The following is a 20,160-nucleotide window of genomic DNA, read 5'->3' on the forward strand; positions in this document are numbered from 1 at the left end:
GGAATGTCCTGTCCCGCAGGCAAAGCCGACACGCCAGCTCATTTTGAACTGATCACTTAGTGACCGGCCATCTTCAACCCAACCTGAGAGATCAGGAGACGGACGACGTCAGGCCGCGGACTGGCCGATGCGGTTGACGAACTGCTGGCCCGGCCCACGAAGCTTGCGACGCACGTGTTCGCCGTACTTCTCCGGCAGGCCGCAGCCCTGTGAGCTTGTCGCCGTGGACGGCGAGGAACGGGCGGGCCGTGTTGATGGTGTACTCGATCAGTGCACTACCCAGAAAGTATCCATTTGCGACGGTGCAGCGTGCTCCACGATGGCCCCAGCGCCGCGAGTGTTCGTTGCTCATCACCGATACGCGCAAGCCCCATCGTCACAACTTCCCGCGACGAACAGCAGCTGATCCCGATCCTCGTACAGGACGGCGCCGCCCAGCAGTCGTGTCGATCTCCCTGGCCGACGGTGCGCATCCGCCAATCCGACTGCTGATACAGCCAGGACGGGTCACCGGGAGATCGTGCGCGGCGGGGACGAGCGGATCCACTCTTTCGGTGCGACCTTCACGGCAAAATACCCCGGCGACCCGGCGTAACGACGAGACTGGCACTTGTGATCAACAGTGCCAGGTGCGCGGTCCACAGAGCGGGCCGGTCGTGAACGCCGACGATCGAATCCTGTTGCTGGACTTGGAGAATCTCGGCAGCGCGCGATTGCGACCGCGTCCTCTTCGCTCCCGACTGGAGGCCTTGCTGAACGCCGCGGGCGATATCCATCATGCCGTCGCCGCGTACGCCCTGCCCGACGTAGCTGAGACCGATCCGCTTGCTTCGGTCCTGGCCGAGCTGCGCGTCGCGCCCCTGCGCGTTACTCCTGGCGCTGATGCCGCGGAGCTCGCCCTGCTCGCACACGCCCGCCACGTTCACACCGAAGGCGGCCGGGTCTTCCTCGTGGGCAGCGCGGACGGCCGCTTCGCCGAGCTCGCGACGCTCGGCCGTGTCGAGCTGTTCGTGTGGGACGGACAACCAGTGGCCGCCAAGCTCGCCGACGTCGCCCACGACATTCACCGCCTGGCCCGCACCACCGGCGCACCCACCGACGACCCGACGGGGCCAGAACAGAACCATCCCGATGAGGAACCTCTTACGCCCCTGCCACGACCCGCAGATCGTCACGGCAGCGTCTTGGTCCGCAGGTTGCTTATCGCCGTCGCCGCCGGCGTCGGCATCGCTTTGGGCCAGCGGCTGGTCGACTTCGTCGTGCCACCGCGAGGACCCCAGCGAAGGTGAACGCGAGGCTCCATACGGTCTCAACGGCATGCTGCGATTGCGGTGATCAATCACCTGGCGATTGCGTGTTGCCACCACCCGCTACACAGCCGGGGCCACTGCGGGACATGCGGCGACATACCCGCTCCTTCTGCCGTGAGCGTCGCGCGGCGATGCCGGAGTGGACCGCGTGGACGAATAATGATCAAGCTCGACGAAGCGGATCTGCCGATCGGGCAACCGCTTGGGCACCCGACCTCAGCCCTCGGTGAGGCAATGGAAAGAGCATGGCGACGCGACTGTTGATCAGGCCTCGACAGGGATCCACAGGTAGGTCGCCCCAATGGGCGCACCTCCCGTCTCAATCGAACATACGTGCGAGTTCGGTGGTAGCTTGCCGGGCATGAGTTCGTTGCCTCACTCACCCGGACCGGACGCACCACTGCGCTACCGGATCGACCGCACCGGTGCGACCGTCGCCATCCTGCCTGCTTGTGCATAACCGGTCATGACCACATGATCACGACCGATGATCACGATGCGTTGGCATGTCCGGTTGACACCAGCTGAGTTGCCGCTTCCGGCGGCACCCTTGCCGTTCGTCGCTGACCTGCCAGACGGCTGGGAGGAGTGGTTGCGACGGGAGGGCGTTGTGCCCGGTACGCCGTACCTGCTGTCTCCGACCTTCGAGTACGACCTGGCGCTCAACGACTTCTTCCAGAGCGTGGGCATGGTGGCCAGCGCGGCCAACACGCAGGTGGGCTATGCGCGGGATCTGGCGGCGTGGCTGACGTTCCTGTCCACGTCGCGCGGCCGGACGTGGCGGGATGCGACCGAAGCGGATCATCTGGCGTACCTGTACTGGCGGCGGCGTGACCCGGAGGGACCGCGGATCGCGGGAGCGGCGTGGGACCGAGAGGTCGCGGCGGTCAATCAGTTCTACCGGTGGGCGCTGAAGTCCGGCCACGTGCAAGCCAACCCGATCCCGCAGACCTGGCGGCGGCCGGTGCCGGTGGAGACCGGGTGGGGACACCTGGGGACGCTGGACGAACAGCGGCCAGCCACCTACTCCCACGACGGGGCGCGGGAGCGGGTGGAGTGGCTGCCGCCGTCGGCGTATCGGCGGTGGCGAGACGTCGGGGTCCGGGGCTTCACCGCTGATGGTTTGCCCGGTGAACGGTTTCGCGGCCGGTGGGCTGGGCGGAACGCAACGTTCTGCGACCTGATGGTGCGCACCGGGATGCGGCTGGCCGAGCAGACCGCGCTGACACGGTTCGAAGTGCCGGTGGATCGGGCGAACGGTGGCTACCAACGGTTCTGGCTGCCTGAGGTAATCGCCAAAGGCTGTTCGGCACGCTGGGTTTACGTTCCGGTCTCGGTGATCGCGGATCTGGTGGCCTATCTGGAGATCGACCGGGCTGAGGTAGTTGAGGTTGCCCGCAAGGCGGGGCGATACGCGCGGGTTCGGCGGCCGCTGGTCGTCGAGGATCCGGCCAGGCCGGTGGCCACGTGGGTCACTGCGGCGGGCGTGCGCCGCCGGGTCAAGGTCGCGCAGCTTGATGCTGTGGAACGCCGGTCGCTGCTGGTTGACGGACCGGACGGGCTGGAGCCGGCGATGTTCTGGCTGGGGGAGCACGGCTGGCCGCTGACACCTGCACGGTGGAAAAGGTGTTCGACGAGGCCAATGCGCGGTGCGAGAAGGCCGGAGTCGGGCTGGCGGCGCACGCCCATCTGCTGCGCCACACCTTCGCGGTGGTCACGCTGGAGCAGTTGCAGCGCGGGCATATCGCCGCTCTCGGTGAGATGACGCAGGACCAGCGCGGCCACTACACGCGGATCTTCGGCGACCCGCTGGACTGGGTCCGCCGCAGGCTTGGTCACCGGTCCGTGGTTACCACTCAGATCTACCTTCACGCCTTGGCCGAGCTGGAGATGCAGACCCGCATGGCCTTGGTCCCCGACGACTGGGAGGATCCGCGCGCGATCCCGGCCGAGTTGTTGCCTGCCGGCGAAGACGATGGGACGGGCGGCGAGGGCTTCGCCGCCGATGGTGCTGTAGTCGGCGCTGGCGTGGCCGTCGGCGGTGAGCAGTGACGGTTACAGGGCGGGGCAGCACGCATCGGGGTCTCCCAGCGGCCGTGCCCAGCCACGGGTATGAGCCCCCGGCGGAGATCGTCGAGAGCTCGGCCGAACTGGTGGTGCGGTTCGCCGGTGAGGACGGCCGAACGAGGGCCTTTTCGGTCGGTGGTCTGCCGCTGCCGGGCTGGCACCGGTCGTTGGCGTCGGCGTTCACCGTAGTCGTCGGGCCGACGGGTCCGCGCCGGACCTTGGCCTCGGCCAACTCGGTGTGGGCGGCACTGAAGCGGTTCGTGCGGTTCTTGGCGGCGCTGCCGTCCCCGCCGGCCGCGCCGCAGCAGTTGACCGCGGCGCACGTTGACGCTTTCCTGCGCACTCGGATCCGCGCGGTGGGCGCGGCGTCGGCGAGCACGGAGTTCTCCGCGGTCAGAGTGACGTTGCGTCGTGCTCCGCTGTGCGATCAGGTGCCTGCCGACGTTGCCGACTACTTGGCCCGGCGGCAGGCCAAGTACAAGCAGCCGGTCACGGTGGGCTACTCGGCTGGGGAGTGGATGCGCCTGTCCAGCGTGGCGCGCGCCGATGTCGCGGCGGTCAGGGACCGGATCACCGCTGGTGATCACCTCGTGGAGGCGTGGTCGACGAACCGCGCTTTGCTCACCGGTCAGGACGCCGTGGTCGCCGACCAGTGCGTTCGAATGGCCTCCACGGGCCGGGTACCGCGGATCCCACATGCCGGGCGCGGGGAGCGGGCGGCTCGCTGCGTGCTGGCGGGCAGGCTGTTCGTGACGGCGGCGGACCAGGCGCCGTTGCTGGTGCTGCTGGCCGCGGTGACTGGCCGCAACCCCGAAACGTTGAAGGAGTTGCCCGCTGAGCACCGGATCCTCGACGGTGCGGCGGTCGAGGTGAGGCTGGTCAAGCGGCGACGCGGACCACACCGCTGGTTCGACACGGCGACCTGGGAGATCGGCCCGCCCCACCGCGAACTGCACACCCCGGGCGGGCTGTATCTGTTGCTGCACCGGTTGATGGCCCGCGGCCGGACGTTCAGCGGGTCGCAGACGATCTGGTCGGTCTGGCGCAACCCACGTCACGGCCTCGGCGGTCCGGACGAGCATCACGATCCGTTCGCCGCGCATCTGGCCGCCGCGGTCAACCTGACCGGGTGGGCCCGCGGGCACGACCTACGTGCCGATCTGTCCAGCGACCCCGAGTTCGCTGAGCCGTTGCAGGTGCGGCTCAATCGGATCCGCACCACCGTGGAGGTGAGGCGGACCCAATTGGTCGGTGGCCACCTGCCTTCAGCTGCCCGCTCGAACACCATGAATGTCTTGTTCGCCAACTATCTGCGCGGCGATCCGACAGCACAGGCGTGGGCGGAGGAAGTCGTCTCCGAAGCGCTCATCGACGCCGAGCAAGCCGCCCTGAGCACGCACCGCCAAGCGCTGCAGCAGACAGGAGCGATGGGACTGCGGATCAACAGCAAACCCGACGTGACAGACGCGTCAGGCAACGCCTGTGATGGTGCGTGGACAGCCTGCGCTGACCCAGAACAGCATCCGGCCACTGGCCGGCCATGCCGTCGAGTGTCCTTCTTGGACTGCTTCCACTGCGGCAACTGTCTCGTCACGCCCGACCATCTCCCGGCGATCCTTGCCTTGCTTGACGTTCTGTCGGATCGGCGCGCGGAACTCGGCCAAGCCGACTGGTGGGCCCGCTACGGTCCGGCCTGGGCCGCGATCCGCCACGATGTCCTGCCCAGGTTCACCCCCGCCCAGCTCCAGGCTGCGGCTGCGGCCCGTCCGGCCGACGCGCTGCTGGATCTGGCCGAGAACCCCTGGGAGCGGCCGTGACCGCCGTTGTGCCCCTGCCCGCGGGGTCGGTGCCTGCGGTGCGTCTGCATGACTTGCCCGCCGACGACGACTTCGTGCTGGCAGGCCGGCCGCTGCGACCGGGCACCCCGCTCGAGCGGACCTGCCGATTCGCCGAGGACGTGTGGCGGCTGGACCCCGGCGTGCTCCAACAACACGCCACCACACTGGTGCTGGACTTCACCACGGTGCCCGCACGCTATCGGATGCAGGCCAAGCAGTTGTGTCACGCGATGCTGTCCGGCCCCCTACCCGCTGGGGAGAAACGGCAGAACATCGCCAGCGTGCACCGGGTATTCGGCAACGTCCGCATCTTCCTGCAGTGGCTGGACTCAGGGCGTGCTGTGGCAGGTCGCCCGCCGCGGCTGGACCTTGCGGCGCTGACCGGCCAGGACCTGGCGGACTTCTACCGCTATCTGCTCGGGCTGCCCGGAACGTTGGTGCGCGACTACGGCAGGGCCGGGGTGCGGATGCTCTGGCGGTACCGGTCCCGTCTGTCCGATCCGCTGCTCACCGATCCGGGTCTGGTCGACAGCTGGACACCTCGCAGCGGTCGCGGCGAGAACAGCACCGACCGCATCCCCGAATCAGTCCTGGGGCCGTTGATCACCTGGGCGCTGCGGTTCGTCGACCAGTTCGCCCCTGACGTCCTCACCGCGCAGCAACACCAGCGCGACTATCACGCCCGTGCCCGCGTCGGCCGCCGAAACGGGCAGGAGAACGGTGTCGCAGCCGCACTTCGGTCCTTTTTGGACTCCCATATGCGCCACGCCCGGCCGTTGCCCGGCAATCAGGGGCATCCCAACATGCAGGTCATCGCCGTCGAGATCGGCTGTTCCGTCAGCGTCTTGCACCAGCGGTACCGCGACTGCATCCGGCAGGCCGCGGACACCGTCGGAGTGACCGACTACGTCTGGACGAACACCCCGATCCACGGATTGCTGGACGGCGCGCCGTGGATCAACGACATCGCACTGCATCTGCCCTCCCGGCAGCATCGGCTGCAGTCGGTCCGCAAGCTCGCGCGGATGCTGCACATCGCCTGCTACATCGTGATCGCGTTCCTGTCCGGGATGCGCGACTGCGAGATCAAGCACCTGCGCCGCGGCAGCGTCACCGCCGTGCGCGACGCTGATGGCCGCGCCTACCGATGGACGGTGACCAGCCTGGCGTTCAAGGGCGAAACCGACCCGGTCGGCGCACTGGCGACCTGGGTCGTGGGGCAACCCGCCGCCCGCGCCGTCGGCGTCCTGGAACAACTGCAGCCGACCACGCAGCCACTGCTGTTCGCCCCACTCCCGCACGGCACCACGGCCAGCCGGCCCGACCGGGCACAGGCAACCGGCGTGACCAACCACTACCTCAACGATTTCCGCACCTGGATCAACAACTACTGCGCCACACACGGCCGTGACGACCACATCCCGCTGATCAACGGCCTGGTAAGGACAAGGCTCACGACGCGCCAGTTCCGCCGCACCCTGGCCTGGTTCATCGCCCGCCGCCCCGACGGCTCGATCGCCGGAGCAATCCAGTACCGCCACCTCAGCGTGCAGATGTTCGAGGGCTATGCCGGCACCTCCGACTCCGGATTCCGCGCCGAGGTCGAGGCCGAACAAGCCCTCGCCCGCGGCGAACACCTGCTCGCCATGACCGACGCACACGAGCACGCCGGCCTGGCCGGTCCCGCCGCAGAGGAAGCCGCCCGGCGCCTCGGTGACTTCGCCGCCACCGCCCGGTTCTCCGGCACCGTCCTCACCGACGCACGCCGACTCGAACGGCTCATGCGCCGCCACGATCCCGCGATCTACCCCGGCACGTTTGCCACCTGCGTGTTCAACCCCGACAAGGCCCTGTGCCAGCAGCACCGCGACACCCGCGGCACCACCCACCCCATCGTCGGCAATTGCCAGCCGCTGGAATGCGCCAACGTCGCACTGACCGCCGACAACCTCGACGCCCTGCAGCTCGAACTCGACCAGATCACCGCCGAGCTCTCCGCCCGGCCAGGCCTACCGCCCCTGCTCGTGCACCGACTGCGAGACCGCCACGAGCAGATCACCCAGTACCTCGACCGCCACGCCCAGGAGAGTTCAACCTCGTGACCGGCCGCGTCACCCAGCCCACCGTCGACGACATCCAGCTGGCCATCCATCACCTGACGGAGACCACCGGCAAGCCGCCGACCGTGCTTGCTCCGGCCGGCCGGCTTGGGCTGTCCAACACCACGTTCCGGCGCCACTTCCCCGACATCGCCGCAGACCTCAAGCAGCGCCGGACACGTGATCCAGCGTCACCAGCAGCCGCTGCCAGTCGGTTCGACCAGCTCCAGCATGACAACACCACGCTGCGCCGCGACAACCGGCAACTCCGCGAACACCTCGATCTCGCCGCCGCCAACATCCAACGGCTCACGCTGGAAAACCACCGGCTCCGTCAGCAACTCGAAACCACAGCGAAGGTCACAACGATGGGCCGGCGGCTGGCCTCAGGCCACTGCCAGATACAGGACCGCCAGCAGTGAGCTTGGGCCGCAGATGATGAAGAGGCCCACCGCGCCATAGAACGGTTCTTTCTTCATGACCATCGCCGTCAACGCACCGATGCCGGCCACGACGACGGCGAGAAGCAATACCAGCACAACAACGGACATGTGTTCAGTCCTTCGCAAAGATGGGTCAGGGGCGCGCGCAGCTGCCGCCGCAGTGCAGCCGTCACGAGTTCGGTGCTGCGGCGGACGGGGAACAATCCCGGCTAGGACTGTTCAGGTCACGCGGCCGGAGGTGCGCGGCTCGATGGCGGGCCCGATGCGGCAACCGCTGCCCCGGCGCTACCGATATCGCCGATCAGCGACCATCCCGGCATCACGCGCGTAGCGGCCGCATGCCAGAACACTCCCGACCAGGTTTCTGGTGTCGCCGTCGTGAGCACATGCCATGCCGCTACCGCCCCGCGCGGCCGGTCGTGCAGAACGTCATATGTGGACGGTGCAGCCGAAACCGAGGCGCTGTTCGCCGGCGCTCGATCCCGTTCCGCATTCGCGGTGTCGTTGCGCGACAGGTGATGCGCGCTCAGTCCGACGAGCACGAGCACGAGCGTCAACGTGAGCAAGAGCGCGTGCTGACCTGCCGGTGGCCGCTCGGCTCGTCTCATCAGCTGTCCGCGGTGGCGTCGATCGCCTGTTCCACGACCGGGGACGTGGAGCGCATGTAGATCGCGCTGACGCGGTTGCCGTCGACGACCGGCTCCGCCGATTGCCGGCCGAGCCAGGCGTGGCAAGCGATCACCAGCGCGGCGGCAACCACACGCAGCCCCGTGCAGCTCCGTCCGGCACATCCGGGTCACCTGGGCCGCGATCGTCGAGGACGACGTCACCATCACGTTCGACTCCGGTCGTGGACGGAGTGCGAAAATGGGTGCCCGCACGGATTGCCGAAGTTGGCCCGTGCGGGCTGAGCTGGTTGTATGGACCGTGACGAGGAACGAACGCTCCGGGAGATCGAGCGGTCCCTCGAACGCGACGACCCGGAGTTCGCGCGGCGGATCCGCACCACCGGCAACGCGGGTGCCCGGCGTCTCGCGCGATTCGCCATCCGCATCGCGCTGGCTGGGGCCGTGATCGCGGTCGTCGGGCTCTGGCTGGGCTCGGCGCTGGGTGGTGTGGGCGTGCTGGCCGCCGTTGTCGGTGTGGCGTTGCGCTTGGCCGCGCCGGTGTTCACCCAACCCGAACCACTACCCGGTGACGACGAGGGCGACACCAGACACGACGGCGTTCCCACCTGACCGATCACGACGTTGCCACTCGCTTGCGGGCGAAGAACTCGCCGACCGGTTCGACGTATCGTGCCGCGATGGGACCGATGATCGCCATCAGCAGCACGTAGGCGGTGGCCAGCGCGGCGAGGTCCGGACTGACGTGCCCGGACGCGACGGCGAGACCCGCGATGACGATCGAGAACTCGCCTCGCGCGACAAGAGCCGCGCCGGTGCGGGCGCGTCCCATCTTGCCGATGCCCTGGCGCCGTGCCGCCCACCAGCCGGTGGCGATCTTGGTCAGTGCGGTGACGACGGCGAGCGTGACCGCGATTCCCAGGACGGGTGGGATGGATCGTGGGTCGGTGTTGAGTCCGAACACAACGAAGAACATCGCGGCGAACAGGTCACGCAGCGGTTCCAGCAGCCGGGTGGCGTTCTCGGCGGTGGACCCGGAGATCGCGATGCCGAGCAGGAACGCGCCGACGGCGGCGGACACCTGTAGTTGCGATGCGATACCCGCGACGAGCAGCGCGGAGCCGAGGAGTTTGAGCAGGAACACCTCGTGGTCGGGGCTGTCCACAATGGCCGAGATGAAGCGGCCGTACTTCAGCGCCACTACGAGAACCACGGTGATCGCGAGCAGTGAGATGCCGACTGAGGTGAGCCCGCCGAGGAGGCTGACGCCTGCGAGCACGGCGGTGAGGACTGGCAGGTAGACGGCCATCGCGAGGTCTTCGAAGACCAGTACGGACAGGATGACCGGGGTTTCGCGGTTGCCGAGGCGGCCGAGGTCGCCGAGGACTTTGGCGATGATACCGGAGGAGGAGATGTAGGTGACGCCGGCCATGGCGAGTGCGCCGACCGGGCCCCAGCCGAGCAGCAGAGCGACGACGGCGCCTGGTGCGGCGTTGAGCACAATGTCGAGTACGCCGGCCATCCAGGACTTCTTCAGGCCGGTGGTGAGTTCGGATGCGGAGTATTCGAGGCCCAGCAGCAGCAACAGCAGGACGACGCCGATCTCGCTGGCGAGGTGGGCGAACTCTTCGATGCCGTGGAGCGGGATCAGCCCGCCGGAGCCGAATGCGAGCCCGCCCAGGAGGTAGAGCGGGATGGGTGAGATGCCGAATTTCCATGCCACGCGGCCGAGCAGGCCCAGCCCGAAGAACACCGCGCCAAGCTGGATCATGGCGATTGTTGTCTCGTGCACGTGTGCTCTCAGCCGCCTGTCAGGATCTGGGCGGCCGCGTCGAGGCCTTCCGCGGTGCCGACGATGACCGCGAGGTCGCCGTGGTCGAACAGGAACTCAGGACCTGGTGAGGGATGGGCGTTGCCGGCGCGCACCACGGCGACGATCGAGGCGCCGGTGCGGGTACGCAGCGCGGTGTCGCCCAGGGTGCAGCCGGCGAAGGCGGTGACCGGCAGCTGGCGGGTGGTGATCCCGGTGATGTCGCGGTGTTGTTCGCTGAGCTGTGTCACCAGTTGTGGGGCGCCGAGCAGGCCGGCGAGGGTGGCCGCTTCCTCCGGGGTGAGCGGGATCGAGGCCGCGACGGCGTCAGGATCGTTCTGTTTGGACAGGATCAACTCGAATTTGCCGTCGCGGTAGGAGATCACGCCGATGCGGCGGCTGGCGCGGATGGCGAAGTCCTGCTTGATCCCTATTCCGGGCAGGGGTGTCACTTCAACGTTCACGGGATCGGCTTTCTCATGGTTCGATGAGCCCGGCGCGGATCGCGTACCGGGTGAGTTCCAGGCGGTCCTTGAGCCCGAGTTTCTGCAGCAGGTTGGCGCGGTGCCGCTCGACGGTCTTGACGCTAATGACGAGCAGGTCGGCGATCTCCTTGGAGGAGTGGCCTTCCGCGACGAGCTTGAGAATCTCCTCTTCCCTGTCCGTGATCGCTCTGGGTGGGATGCCGTTGCCGTCGCGCGCCCGGTCGAGGTAGTTGCGGATGAGGGAGTTCACCGCGCCGGGGTAGAGGAACGGTTCGCCGCGCATCGCGGCGCGGCAGGCTTCGACCAGGTCGCGGTCGGCGACGGACTTGAGCACGTAGCCGGAGGCGCCCGCTTTGAGCGCTTCGAAGAAGTACTGCTCGTTGTCGTACATGGTCAGGATCAGGATGCGCAGGTCTGGCAGTAGGCGGGACAGTTCCCGCGCGGCCTGTAGCCCGGTCTGGCGTGGCATGGCGATGTCGAGGATCGCGAGGTCGGGGCGTTCGGTGCGGGCCTTGCTGATCGCTTCGGCTCCGTCGCCTGCTTCGGCCACGACGGTCAGGTCGGGTTCGTTGTCCAGGATCAGCCGGACGCCGCGGCGGACCAGGGCGTGGTCGTCGGCCAGCAGGATGCGCACTGTCATCGACGTCCTCCGGTGTGGCCGACGACCAGCCTGATCTCGGTGCCCCGCTTGGGCAGCGACGCCACTGTCAGCTCCGCGCCGACCAGCAGGGCGCGTTCGCGCATGCCCCGGATCCCGGCGCCCTCCACCGAGGTGCCCAGGCCCCGGCCGTTGTCGCGCACGCGCAGCTCGACACCGTCGGTGAGTGCTCGCAGAACGATGTCGACCTCACTGGCGTGGGCGTGCCGGACGGTGTTGGTGAGACCTTCCTGCGCGATTCGGTAGACGACGAGCTCGGTCTCGGCGTCGAGCTCCGGAAGGTTCTTGTCCAACGAGCGCCCTACCACGAGATCGGCGTGCTCGGAGAACTCCGCCGCCAGCGCCTTGAGCGCACTGACCAGGCCGAGCTCCTCGAGCACGCCGGGGCGCAGTCTGCGGGCGATGCGGCGGATCTCGTCGAGCGTGCTGCGCGTGATCTCCTGCACCTGCAGCAGTTCGTCGCGCATGGACGCTGGAACCTGGTCGGCGAACCGTTTGAGCTCCAGCAGCACCGCGGTCAGTGATTGTCCGACCTCGTCGTGCAGCTCCTGCGCCACCCGGCGCCGTTCCGCCTCCTGCGCGGACAGGGCACGCGCCGTGCTGGACCCGCGTTCGGCCTCCAGCCGGTCGATCATGCTGTTGAACGTCGTGATCAGCTCGGCGATCTCGCCGTGCCCGGTGGCGGCGAGCCGCGGGCCGGGCTTGAGCAGGTCGATCGTCGTCATCGCGCGAGTGAGCCTTTCCAGCGGCGCCAGGCCGATCCGGATCAGCACAGCGTTTCGCGATCAGCACGGCCACCAGCCCGGCGGCCAGGATCACCATCTCGCCGAACAGCGCGGGCGTGGACACGGTCACCGGACCGAACATCAGCAGCGCGGCCGCGGCCGCGAGCACCAGGGCATTGAGCAGGAAGATCCGCCCGAACAACGACACGCGCGCCGCCTCCTCGTGATCACTTCCCGCCACGACTGCGAGGCTGACTGGCGGTCCGCCACGTTGTCCATCCGTGGCACCACCCATGTTGGCCGTGTGCCACGGCCTCCGCCGGTCGAATCGGTGGTGGTCGCGCCCCGGCGAAGTTGAGCGGCCGACCGGATTCCGCCCCAGCCCGCTGGCGGGAGATCCTGCGATCGAAGCCCTCGACCCGTGCTCGCCGCAGGAGGCACCTATGGCCCTGAGCGACCGCACAACGTCCACCCGACGATTTCCGCTGATCTGGACGCTGATCGTGCTCGCCGCCGCACTGCTGATCGCCGGCGTGATCGTGCCACACGCACTGCTGATCGCCGCGGGCCTGATCCTCGCTGGCTCGATCGGCACCCGCCGCAGGCCCTGAATACATGCCGTACCCGGCCGGGATGGGTGCTGGCACTGATGGTCGGCGGCCCGAGTAGCCGCCGACACTGGCCGCAACGCGGTCCGCTGGTGAACGGAGGCAGTGATGACCACACCGGGACAGCTGGCCGGACACACCGAACGGGCTGATGCCATGCAGGCACGCGACATCGCCGTGAACGTCCCGACCGTGACGGTTGACGACCCGGTGGCCAAGGCCGTGCGGGTGATGGCCGTCAGCAGGCTCCCCGGCCTGATCGTCGTTGACGCCCACGCCCGGCCGTGGACCGTACTTCCCGGCACCCAGGTGCTGCGCCTGGCGGTGCCGGGTTCCTACCAGGACGACCCGGCACTGGCCCGCACGATCGACGAAGCCCACGCCGACCGCTTCTGGCTGGAACTGGCCGACCGCACCGTCGGCGACTGCTCACCGCGACAACCCACCAAACCCGTCAGCGTCCGCGCCGACGCCACGCTGCTCGAGGTCGCCGCGCTCATGGCTCGCCAGCACAGCCCGCTCGTCGCCGTGGTCGACGACAACGGCGTGCTGCTCGGCGCGATCACCCTGGAACGCCTGATCACCAGCCTCGCGGTCTACACCGCCGAGGACTGACACCAGCCACCTGTCCCCGTCGCCGCCGCTGCTCTCGCGCCGGCGGCGACCCTCATCGACGGAAGAGCCGCGTCGTGTCGCACCACTGCTCGATACCCGAACCTGACCGAGTCCGTGCCCACACAGCCGAGCGCGCAGGTCCGCCGTGAGCGCCGCACTGGCACTGACGATCTTCCTGGTCGCGTTCTTCTACATCGCCACCGAAAAGGCTGACAAGGTCAAGGTCGTCCTCATCGCCGCCGGCTTGATGACGGTCCTCGGTCTCGCCCCCGGCTCCGAGGTGTTCTTCTCCGAGCACGAGGGCATCGACTGGAACGTCATCTTCCTGCTCTTCGGCATGATGATCATCGTCGGGATCGTCAAGCAGACCGGCGTGTTCGACTACCTCGCCATCTGGGCCGCCAAGAAAGCCCGCGGCAGGCCCTACCGGCTCATGGTGATGCTGATGGCCATCACCGCGATCGCCTCGCCGTTCCTGGACAACGTCACGACGATCATGCTGGTCGCGCCGGTCACCATCGTCGTGTGCAACCGGCTGCGCATCGCCGCCCAGCCTTACCTCATCGCCGAAGTGCTCGCGTCCAACATCGGTGGCGCGGCAACGCTGATCGGTGATCCACCGAACATCATCATCGGCAGCCGGGCCGGGCTGACCTTCGTCGACTTCCTCGTCCACATGACACCGATCGTGGTGCTCGTCTTCATCGTGTTCGTCCTGCTGACCAAGGTGTTGTTCCGCAAGTCCTTCCAGTACAACCCCAAATACGTCGACGCAGTCATGGCCCTGCAGGAACGGCGCGCTATCACCGACCCGGCGATGCTGCGGCGCTGCCTGATCGTGTTCACCGGCGTGGTCATCGCCTTCGGCCTGCACGCCGTGCTGCACCTCGAGCCGTCGATCGTCGCGCTCGTCGGCGCGGGCGTCATGTTGCTCGTCACCCGAGCCGACGTCTCCGACGTGCTCGCCGAGGTCGAGTGGCCGACACTCGCGTTCTTCATGGGGCTGTTCGTGATGGTCGCAGGGCTTGTGCACACCGGTGTGGTCGAAACCGTCGGCACCTGGACGATCGACGTGCTCGGCGACGACTACTTTCTCGCCGCGACCGCCCTGCTGTTCGGCTCCAGCGTGCTCGGCGCCTTCTTCGACAACATCCCCTACGTCGCCACCATGACCCCGATTGTCGAAGGCGTGGTCGCCGACATCCCCAACCCCGAAACAGGCCGGGCCCTGTGGTGGTCGTTCGCGCTCGGCGCCGACTTCGGCGGCAACGGCACCGCCGTCGCGGCCAGCGCCAACGTCGTCGCCATCGGCATCGCCGCCCGCAGCGGCCACCCCATCAGCTTCTGGCAGTTCACCCGATACGGCATCGTCGTCACGCTGTTCAGCACCGCGATGGCCTGGGGATACGTGTGGCTGCGGTACTTCATGTGAGTCGCGCGGCGAGGTATCAGGCTCCACGCACCGTGCTCCTGCGCGGCTGACATTCCGCTACCGAAGGGGCCAAGCGCCACCGGCCTGCGCCACGATGCTGCGATCACTGGCCAACGGTCAGCAACAAACCATCTCTACAAGCCAGCCACCTGCAGATCCGGGCTGCATGCGCTCACCTCGTGCCAGACGCGTGTCGTCATGCAGCAGGGAGAGGTTCGCATCAGCTGCCCGGCCTGTGCGGCAAACGGATCTGACAGCTGCTGGCGGCTGTCGACCTCGAGGCCCGCTCCGGAGCGCGCCGAGATGTCCGAAGAGTTCTATCTCGATCTCATGTTGGGTCACCCGTAACGACTGTGGCAAGTGGCCAACCCGCTGAAGATGCCCAGACAACCTCGGATGCCCGAACCGTCTCAAGCCCGGCTGAATGGCCCCGATGCCCTGCTGTGTCCACGGCCATAGATGATCCATAGGAGTAGGGAAAGAATGGACGCGGATACCACCACCTTGTCGCCGGAGACGCTGCGCGCGGAGATGGTCGCCACGGTCCGCAAGGCGGGGTACGCGCGGCGCAGCGAGGTGGAACGGGTTCTGCTGGACACGCCACGCCATGAGTTTGTGCCGGACGCCGATCTGGCGGTGGCCTACGACCCGTGGCAAGCGGTGATCACCCACCGCTTCGAGGACGGCCGATCGTTGTCCTGCGCGTCGGCGCCGTGGCTGGTCGCGGCGATGCTCGACCAGCTCGACGTCCAGCCGGGCGACCGCATCCTCGAGGTCGGTGCGGGAACTGGCTACAACGCCTGCCTTCTCGCCCAGCTGACCGGCCGCGCAGACCTGGTCACCACGATCGACATCGACCCGGACGTCACCGCGAAAGCCAAGCGGGCACTGACCGCCACCGGCTACGGCGACGTGCACGTGATCACCAGCGACGGTGCCCTCGGTTACCCCGACCACGCCCCGTACGACCGCATGATCGTCACTGTCTCACCGTGGCACATTCCCGCCCAGTGGTGGAAACAGCTCGCGCCGGGAGGACGGCTCGTCGCCCCGCTGCGCTGGCGCGGCCAGGGCCGCAGTGTCGCCTTCACCTACACCGAAGGCCGCTTGGTCTCCGATTCGCTGCACCTGTGCGGCTTCGTGTACCTGGTCGGTGACGGCGAGGGGGAACTCAGCGGCGCGATCACCGCCGACGAACTGGTCACGCTCCACTGGGACCGCGACCAGCCCGTCGACCCCGAAGCTCTGCGCGGGGTGCTCGACCAGCCGCGAGTCACCGCCTGGTCCGGGACCACGATCGGCAGGAACGAGTCGCATGACGGACTCTGGCTCCGCCTGACCGTGACCGACCCGCGTGTGTGCCGGATCAAGGTCCACGCCGACGTCCCACCCGAGGTGTGCGACCCGGTAAGGGGATGGTGGCGCATGGCGCTGGTCGACGGCGACACGCTGGTCTACCTCACCGCACGCCGCCTGGAATCCAGCGACGAGGTGCACTGGGAGTTGGGCGCGATCGGTCACGGGCCGTCCGCCGACGAGCTGACCGCCTACCTGTGCGAGGCGATCCGGTCCTGGGCGCCCGAGCGGAAGCAGCACACGCCCTCGCTCACCGTGTACCCGGCTGATACCCCGGACAGCGAACTTGCGGGCCCAGCCATCGACAAGACACACAGCCGGTTCGTCCTCACCTACGGTGACTCGACCGAATAACCTTGCCTCTACTCCCCCAGCCGCCGTCATCGCTGCCGAACTTGAACCGAGGGATCAGGCGGCAGGGCCGCCTGCACGGGCGTTCAGCGACGAGCGTGACCGGCTGGGAGCCGCCAAACACGAGATCGTCTACTCCGATAGCCCGTCAGGACACACTGCACCTAGCCGACCAGTCTGTTCTCTTTCGGATGCTGAGGCTCCGTGGGTAGATCCCGAGAATCCAAGGGCTCTGTTCCCGCTCTGGGAGCGTGACACTGTCCAGTCAGCAAGACGGCGGCGGCTGGCACACCGCAGGGACGCAACATTCGCCCGACATGGGGCGCGCGCCTGGGACCCGGTCCCGGTGCCGCGATCCGGGCGATAAAGCAGCCGTAGAGGAGATCACGATGACGTCGACAACGATGGTGCCGATTGTGCGCCGGTCGGTTCGGGCTGTGCTGTTTGACGACGACGCCCGATTGGTGACGATCAAGCGAACCAAGCCGGGAGTGGCGCCGTACTGGACGACCGCAGGTGGTGGGATCGAGCCGGGTGATATCAGCCGAGAGGCCGCTCTGCAGCGCGAGTTGCTGGAGGAACTCGGTGCGAGGATCGTCGTGGGCCAACAACTCACATTGGTGACGTCAGCCGCGGACGGCGGTCAGTCGGTGCAGTACTTCTTCGCTGCCCGGCTAATCAGCATCGATGTATCTCTGCGGTCTGGCAACGAGCACACCGACGCCGACCGAGGCGGATACGAGCTGGAACGGATCCCTCTGGATGAACTCGCGCGATATGACCTCAAGCCCACAAAGATCAAGGACTTCATCCTGGACAACAGCACAGCCTTGCTGACTGACTTGCCCGGAGCACCCCGCTAGTAGGACGCCGAGCCGACTCCAGCGCCGACTCGGCGGTGCCATTGGCCGGCAGGCGGGGCGCAGCATCGACGAGGGCTGCGCGGCCGGATCCGCGAGTACCTGCTGGTGTAAAGCACTGACACACAGGAGCGTGAACACCGTGACCACCCCGCCCACCGCCATGCCGCTGGCCCGCAATGTGGTGTACCGGGTAGGCCGGCGCTACATGTCGTCCTGGTTCCCCACCGCGCCGGTGCTCGACGCGGCAGGCGAGCTGCTGGACGCCTGGTGCATCACCGCGGACAGCTCGGTGTCAACATGGCTGGCGCCTCTCCGGCCGGTGAGTGGGCCGAACGCCTCGCCGTCGTCGCACTGGAGATGACCAGCCGCAACGCACGCGAACCCCGTCCGAGCACGCCCGAGCAGGCCATCGCGCTGCTCGACGCGGTCGTCCGTCGACTGGCCGAGCGTGGCGTCAGCACGAGGCGGGACGGGTTGTCCGTACCGCTTCCTCGCGTCGAGACCACTCCCGACTGGGGCGCGTCCAGGTTGTGTCCGCTCGCGATCACCGTCGATCTCGAACGAGGCTGGCTGCTGGTGATCGACCGGCCGACCGGTTCCCCAGTCGTCGATGTGATCGGGCGGTGCGACGAAGCCGGGATCGACGCGCTGCTCGACCTCGCCGACATCGTCAACGAAGGCGCCTACGGCAATGTTTTCGACCGGTGAGCCCCACTTCTACAAGGTCTCTCAGGCCAGGTGAACCTAAGCTGCCCCAAAGATCGGCCGAAACTACGGCGCCCTCAGGAGGGTGGCTTTGGTCGGGGACACTTGACCGCGTCTGCTGGTCAGTGGTGACCGCACCGGCAGTGGATGAACGTCCGTGTCGGCTTGTTTGACCGCAGGGGCCTGCTCGCGATGGGAGCGTGGATCACGAGGTTCTGATCCCCGGCGCGCAGACTCTCCCCGGCAGGACAGTCCACGCTGCTGAAGCCGACGTCATCCGGAGTGTGGTTGATCGACCCAGCCGAGCGTCAGGGGAAGCCGGCCGGATCGGTGTGCAGCGCGCTGGTCGACCACCCACCGTTCGAGCTCGTCGACAGACTGGGAGACGGGCTCGTCGGTGGTGTCGAGGACGTGGGTGCTCCACCGCGGATCGCCAGCGGTCCAGCCGGTCCAGCGGTGCCAGACCATGTCGGGGGCGCCGCCGGTGGTGATGGCCTCGGGGAGGTGACGGGGATCCCGGGCGTGTCCGCGATGCCAGGCGGCCCAGCCCACGAAGGCATCGACCGCCGAGGTATCCCACCGGCCGGAGTCGCGGTCGGCGAGCCGGACGCGGCGGATCTCGTCGTCCACATCGACCAGACAGAGCGCGATCCCGTCCACCTTCGGCGTGGAGGGGGCCGCCAGGACCTCGCCCAGCGGGGATTGTCCGGTTAACAGCAGGTCCAGTCCGCGTTCCTGGTACACGAGCGCGCGGCGCACCCACAGCTCGGTGCTGCGGTGGCGCCAGTGGGGGTCGGCGTCCCGCGGCACACCGACCTCGTCGAAATCATGCACGACGACGTCGCGCAGCCGATCTGCCACGGCAAAGGCCAGCGTGGACTTGCCCGAACAACTCGACCCCGTCAACTTCAGCAGCACGTCGCCAGGGTTACACGGTCCCGGCGCTCGACACACCCGACTTTCCCGTGAGCGCCGTCCGGTGTGCTCAACAGCGCCCAGGCTTGCTCACCAGGTCTTCCAGTGCGGTCAAACCCGACGACACCAATCACGCGCTAGATCGGCAAGCGCGGTCAGAACCGACCTACATCCGCGGTTGGCTCTGACCTTCACAGCCAGGGATCTGGTTGAACGGAACCCTCGCTGACCGCAGAAAGCGCCCCAGCAGTTGCGATACCGGCACCGCACGAAACGGCTTCGCCACGATTCTGCAGAACTCGTAGGCAGCCCATCAGTCACGCCCGACCAGGTTGAGCCACCTGGGAGGATCCACCAACGCCAACGTGGCATCGAAGCCTCCGCGGTAGCGGATCACCGCGTCATCAATCGGCCCAGGTACTCGTTGAATTCGATCCTCGAAAGCGACACGTCCGGCTTCATCTCGCCCTGCACTCACGACTGCCGCCATGGTCACCTCGGCCAACCAAACGGTGGCGACGCGTGGAACGATCCGCGGCTCGCACACGACTCGGAAACCCACACGCTTGACCTTGTGACGACGCACCAATTCGAAGTCGCGCCCACGGAAGCCGGCCATGAGCTTCTCCCACCATGTCAGTCTGGGGAGCTCAAGTTCCGGGTCACCCCAAGGGTTCCGCGATCCGAGGTTGTGGATATCGATCCACTCGGCCCTGCTCCGCCGGTCGATCCAGGTGAACTCAACCGTCTCACCTCCAGAGAGAATCGCATTACCGAGTTCGACCTCCTTCTCACCCAGCAGGAAAACAGACTGGTTCCGATGGCTGTACCAGATGTCCCTGCCAGCGCGGGAATGGTCCCGGCAGGTGAGCAGAACCTCGTGCTGCACGTTGCTGATCAGTCGGCCTCGGACCACCACTTCCAGGCTGTCCGCGTCCTCATCATGGAGACTTCGGCGAGCCTCCGCTCCCAGGATTCCATCCCAATCTCGAGCTGTGGCACGCCGAAACTCGACCTCGGACAGCACAAGAGTAGCCACACACGATTGCGCCAGCTTTGCGCTCTCGTACGACGCCTGCCCTGTTCGTCGGGCAAGCTCAAGCGACCTTCGGGCGATCCGGCTTGAACGCACTGCCACAAGAGCTGACCCGAGCGCGATCACAGGCGACGAAACTGCGATCACATTAACCCAGATGGTCACGAGTCCCCCAGTCCTATCGTTCCATCACGATTCTCCCCCGAGCCCCAGAACGT

Annotated in this window: 23 protein-coding genes; 14 read left to right on the forward strand and 9 right to left on the reverse strand. The window is 67.5% G+C overall.

Translation table 11 applies throughout. The features are described 5' to 3' along the window. The first annotated feature begins 656 nt into the window (after window positions 1–656). The 6 genes from IEY88_RS43095 (at window position 657) to IEY88_RS43115 (ending at window position 7,736) form a co-directional block, all read left to right on the forward strand. Window positions 657–1,289 (forward strand): hypothetical protein, encoded by a 633-nt coding sequence (locus tag IEY88_RS43095; RefSeq protein ID WP_189160686.1) that lies wholly within the window; start codon window positions 657–659, stop codon window positions 1,287–1,289. Window positions 1,290–1,797: 508 nt separating this feature from the next. Further along, window positions 1,798–3,075, forward strand: a complete 1,278-nt coding sequence (locus tag IEY88_RS43100; protein WP_229694327.1) for a site-specific integrase — start codon at window positions 1,798–1,800, stop codon at window positions 3,073–3,075. Beyond that, on the forward strand, window positions 3,021–3,362 hold the full coding sequence (locus IEY88_RS44855) for a hypothetical protein (protein ID WP_229694328.1): 342 nt from the start codon (window positions 3,021–3,023) through the stop codon (window positions 3,360–3,362). Before IEY88_RS43100 ends, IEY88_RS44855 begins: the two co-directional genes overlap by 55 nt. 101 nt (window positions 3,363–3,463) lie before the next feature. Further along, window positions 3,464–5,194 carry a hypothetical protein gene (locus IEY88_RS43105; RefSeq protein WP_189160687.1) on the forward strand — a complete coding sequence of 577 codons (1,731 nt, stop codon included), beginning with the start codon at window positions 3,464–3,466 and terminating at the stop codon, window positions 5,192–5,194. A 38-nt stretch (window positions 5,195–5,232) separates the two neighbouring features. Beyond that, window positions 5,233–7,317, forward strand: coding sequence for a hypothetical protein (locus IEY88_RS43110; protein WP_189160688.1), 2,085 nt, complete (start codon window positions 5,233–5,235; stop codon window positions 7,315–7,317). Beyond that, on the forward strand, window positions 7,314–7,736 hold the full coding sequence (locus IEY88_RS43115) for a hypothetical protein (RefSeq protein WP_189160689.1): 423 nt from the start codon (window positions 7,314–7,316) through the stop codon (window positions 7,734–7,736). Before IEY88_RS43110 ends, IEY88_RS43115 begins: the two co-directional genes overlap by 4 nt. On the opposite strand, the gene IEY88_RS43120 is transcribed toward IEY88_RS43115, so the two are convergent. The 3 genes from IEY88_RS43120 to IEY88_RS43130 all read right to left on the reverse strand — a co-directional run bounded on the left by IEY88_RS43120 (window position 7,701) and on the right by IEY88_RS43130 (window position 8,517). Continuing rightward, complete coding sequence (locus IEY88_RS43120) at window positions 7,701–7,865, reverse strand: hypothetical protein (RefSeq protein WP_189160690.1); 165 nt, start codon at window positions 7,863–7,865, stop codon at window positions 7,701–7,703. The two genes, IEY88_RS43115 and IEY88_RS43120, sit on opposite strands and share 36 nt — an antisense overlap. A 116-nt stretch (window positions 7,866–7,981) precedes the next feature. Then, window positions 7,982–8,305, reverse strand: coding sequence for a hypothetical protein (locus tag IEY88_RS43125; RefSeq protein WP_189160691.1), 324 nt, complete (start codon window positions 8,303–8,305; stop codon window positions 7,982–7,984). 59 nt (window positions 8,306–8,364) lie between these two features. Further along, window positions 8,365–8,517, reverse strand: a complete 153-nt coding sequence (locus tag IEY88_RS43130; RefSeq protein ID WP_189160692.1) for a hypothetical protein — start codon at window positions 8,515–8,517, stop codon at window positions 8,365–8,367. Between the two features lie 160 nt (window positions 8,518–8,677). On the opposite strand from IEY88_RS43130, the gene IEY88_RS43135 reads away from it, so the two are divergent. Then, window positions 8,678–8,995, forward strand: coding sequence for a DUF3040 domain-containing protein (locus IEY88_RS43135; protein WP_189160693.1), 318 nt, complete (start codon window positions 8,678–8,680; stop codon window positions 8,993–8,995). A 4-nt stretch (window positions 8,996–8,999) separates the two neighbouring features. Here the strand turns inward: IEY88_RS43135 and IEY88_RS43140 are convergent, their stop codons facing one another. From IEY88_RS43140 to IEY88_RS43155, 4 genes are read right to left on the reverse strand one after another with little or no spacing between them, the layout of a single operon-like run. Next, the gene (locus IEY88_RS43140) at window positions 9,000–10,154 is read right to left on the reverse strand and encodes a cation:proton antiporter (RefSeq protein ID WP_373294306.1); all 1,155 of its coding nucleotides are present in this window, start codon (window positions 10,152–10,154) and stop codon (window positions 9,000–9,002) included. Between the two features lie 29 nt (window positions 10,155–10,183). Further along, the gene (locus tag IEY88_RS43145; RefSeq protein WP_189160695.1) at window positions 10,184–10,657 is read right to left on the reverse strand and encodes a cation:proton antiporter regulatory subunit; all 474 of its coding nucleotides are present in this window, start codon (window positions 10,655–10,657) and stop codon (window positions 10,184–10,186) included. A 13-nt stretch (window positions 10,658–10,670) separates the two neighbouring features. After that, window positions 10,671–11,318, reverse strand: a complete 648-nt coding sequence (locus IEY88_RS43150; RefSeq protein WP_189160696.1) for a response regulator — start codon at window positions 11,316–11,318, stop codon at window positions 10,671–10,673. Beyond that, window positions 11,315–12,061, reverse strand: a complete 747-nt coding sequence (locus IEY88_RS43155) for a sensor histidine kinase (protein WP_229694329.1) — start codon at window positions 12,059–12,061, stop codon at window positions 11,315–11,317. Before IEY88_RS43155 ends, IEY88_RS43150 begins: the two co-directional genes overlap by 4 nt. A gap of 443 nt (window positions 12,062–12,504) precedes the next feature. Between IEY88_RS43155 and IEY88_RS43160 the strand changes: the two genes are divergently transcribed. The 7 genes from IEY88_RS43160 to IEY88_RS43190 all read left to right on the forward strand — a co-directional run bounded on the left by IEY88_RS43160 (window position 12,505) and on the right by IEY88_RS43190 (window position 17,994). Further along, complete coding sequence (locus IEY88_RS43160) at window positions 12,505–12,672, forward strand: hypothetical protein (protein WP_189160697.1); 168 nt, start codon at window positions 12,505–12,507, stop codon at window positions 12,670–12,672. Window positions 12,673–12,777: 105 nt separating this feature from the next. Beyond that, window positions 12,778–13,284 carry a CBS domain-containing protein gene (locus IEY88_RS43165; RefSeq protein ID WP_229694330.1) on the forward strand — a complete coding sequence of 169 codons (507 nt, stop codon included), beginning with the start codon at window positions 12,778–12,780 and terminating at the stop codon, window positions 13,282–13,284. Between the two features lie 145 nt (window positions 13,285–13,429). Continuing rightward, window positions 13,430–14,716 carry an ArsB/NhaD family transporter gene (locus IEY88_RS43170; RefSeq protein WP_189160698.1) on the forward strand — a complete coding sequence of 429 codons (1,287 nt, stop codon included), beginning with the start codon at window positions 13,430–13,432 and terminating at the stop codon, window positions 14,714–14,716. A gap of 483 nt (window positions 14,717–15,199) precedes the next feature. Continuing rightward, entirely contained in the window at window positions 15,200–16,426 is a 1,227-nt protein-coding gene (fxlM, locus tag IEY88_RS43175) for a methyltransferase, FxLD system (protein WP_189160699.1), read from the forward strand. Between the two features lie 386 nt (window positions 16,427–16,812). Further along, window positions 16,813–17,286, forward strand: a complete 474-nt coding sequence (locus IEY88_RS43180; RefSeq protein ID WP_229694331.1) for an NUDIX hydrolase — start codon at window positions 16,813–16,815, stop codon at window positions 17,284–17,286. 139 nt (window positions 17,287–17,425) lie between these two features. Continuing rightward, on the forward strand, window positions 17,426–17,647 hold the full coding sequence (locus tag IEY88_RS43185; protein ID WP_189160700.1) for a hypothetical protein: 222 nt from the start codon (window positions 17,426–17,428) through the stop codon (window positions 17,645–17,647). Further along, entirely contained in the window at window positions 17,584–17,994 is a 411-nt protein-coding gene (locus IEY88_RS43190; protein WP_189160701.1) for a hypothetical protein, read from the forward strand. Before IEY88_RS43185 ends, IEY88_RS43190 begins: the two co-directional genes overlap by 64 nt. Before the next feature lie 270 nt (window positions 17,995–18,264). Here the strand turns inward: IEY88_RS43190 and IEY88_RS43195 are convergent, their stop codons facing one another. After that, window positions 18,265–18,909, reverse strand: a complete 645-nt coding sequence (locus IEY88_RS43195) for a DEAD/DEAH box helicase family protein (protein WP_189160702.1) — start codon at window positions 18,907–18,909, stop codon at window positions 18,265–18,267. 310 nt (window positions 18,910–19,219) lie between these two features. Next, a complete protein-coding gene (locus tag IEY88_RS43200) occupies window positions 19,220–20,107 on the reverse strand; it encodes a hypothetical protein (protein WP_189160703.1) in 888 nt (295 codons plus the stop codon). Between the last annotated feature and the right edge of the window lie 53 nt (window positions 20,108–20,160).

The organism is Lentzea pudingi (assembly GCF_014646255.1).
Taxonomy (GTDB): domain Bacteria; phylum Actinomycetota; class Actinomycetes; order Mycobacteriales; family Pseudonocardiaceae; genus Lentzea; species Lentzea pudingi.

Bases quoted from the DNA above. Each gene is read 5' to 3' on its own strand.
- IEY88_RS43165 (WP_229694330.1), top strand. From the start codon at position 12,778: ATGACCACACCGGGACAGCTGGCCGGACACACCGAACGGGCTGATGCC.
- IEY88_RS43100 (WP_229694327.1), top strand. From the start codon at position 1,798: ATGATCACGATGCGTTGGCATGTCCGGTTGACACCAGCTGAGTTGCCG.
- IEY88_RS43120 (WP_189160690.1), bottom strand. From the start codon at position 7,865: ATGTCCGTTGTTGTGCTGGTATTGCTTCTCGCCGTCGTCGTGGCCGGC.
- IEY88_RS43160 (WP_189160697.1), top strand. From the start codon at position 12,505: ATGGCCCTGAGCGACCGCACAACGTCCACCCGACGATTTCCGCTGATC.
- IEY88_RS43190 (WP_189160701.1), top strand. From the start codon at position 17,584: ATGGCTGGCGCCTCTCCGGCCGGTGAGTGGGCCGAACGCCTCGCCGTC.
- IEY88_RS43135 (WP_189160693.1), top strand. From the start codon at position 8,678: ATGGACCGTGACGAGGAACGAACGCTCCGGGAGATCGAGCGGTCCCTC.
- IEY88_RS43150 (WP_189160696.1), bottom strand. From the start codon at position 11,318: ATGACAGTGCGCATCCTGCTGGCCGACGACCACGCCCTGGTCCGCCGC.
- IEY88_RS43140 (WP_373294306.1), bottom strand. From the start codon at position 10,154: ATGATCCAGCTTGGCGCGGTGTTCTTCGGGCTGGGCCTGCTCGGCCGC.
- IEY88_RS43155 (WP_229694329.1), bottom strand. From the start codon at position 12,061: ATGACGACGATCGACCTGCTCAAGCCCGGCCCGCGGCTCGCCGCCACC.
- IEY88_RS43180 (WP_229694331.1), top strand. From the start codon at position 16,813: ATGACGTCGACAACGATGGTGCCGATTGTGCGCCGGTCGGTTCGGGCT.
- fxlM (WP_189160699.1), top strand. From the start codon at position 15,200: ATGGACGCGGATACCACCACCTTGTCGCCGGAGACGCTGCGCGCGGAG.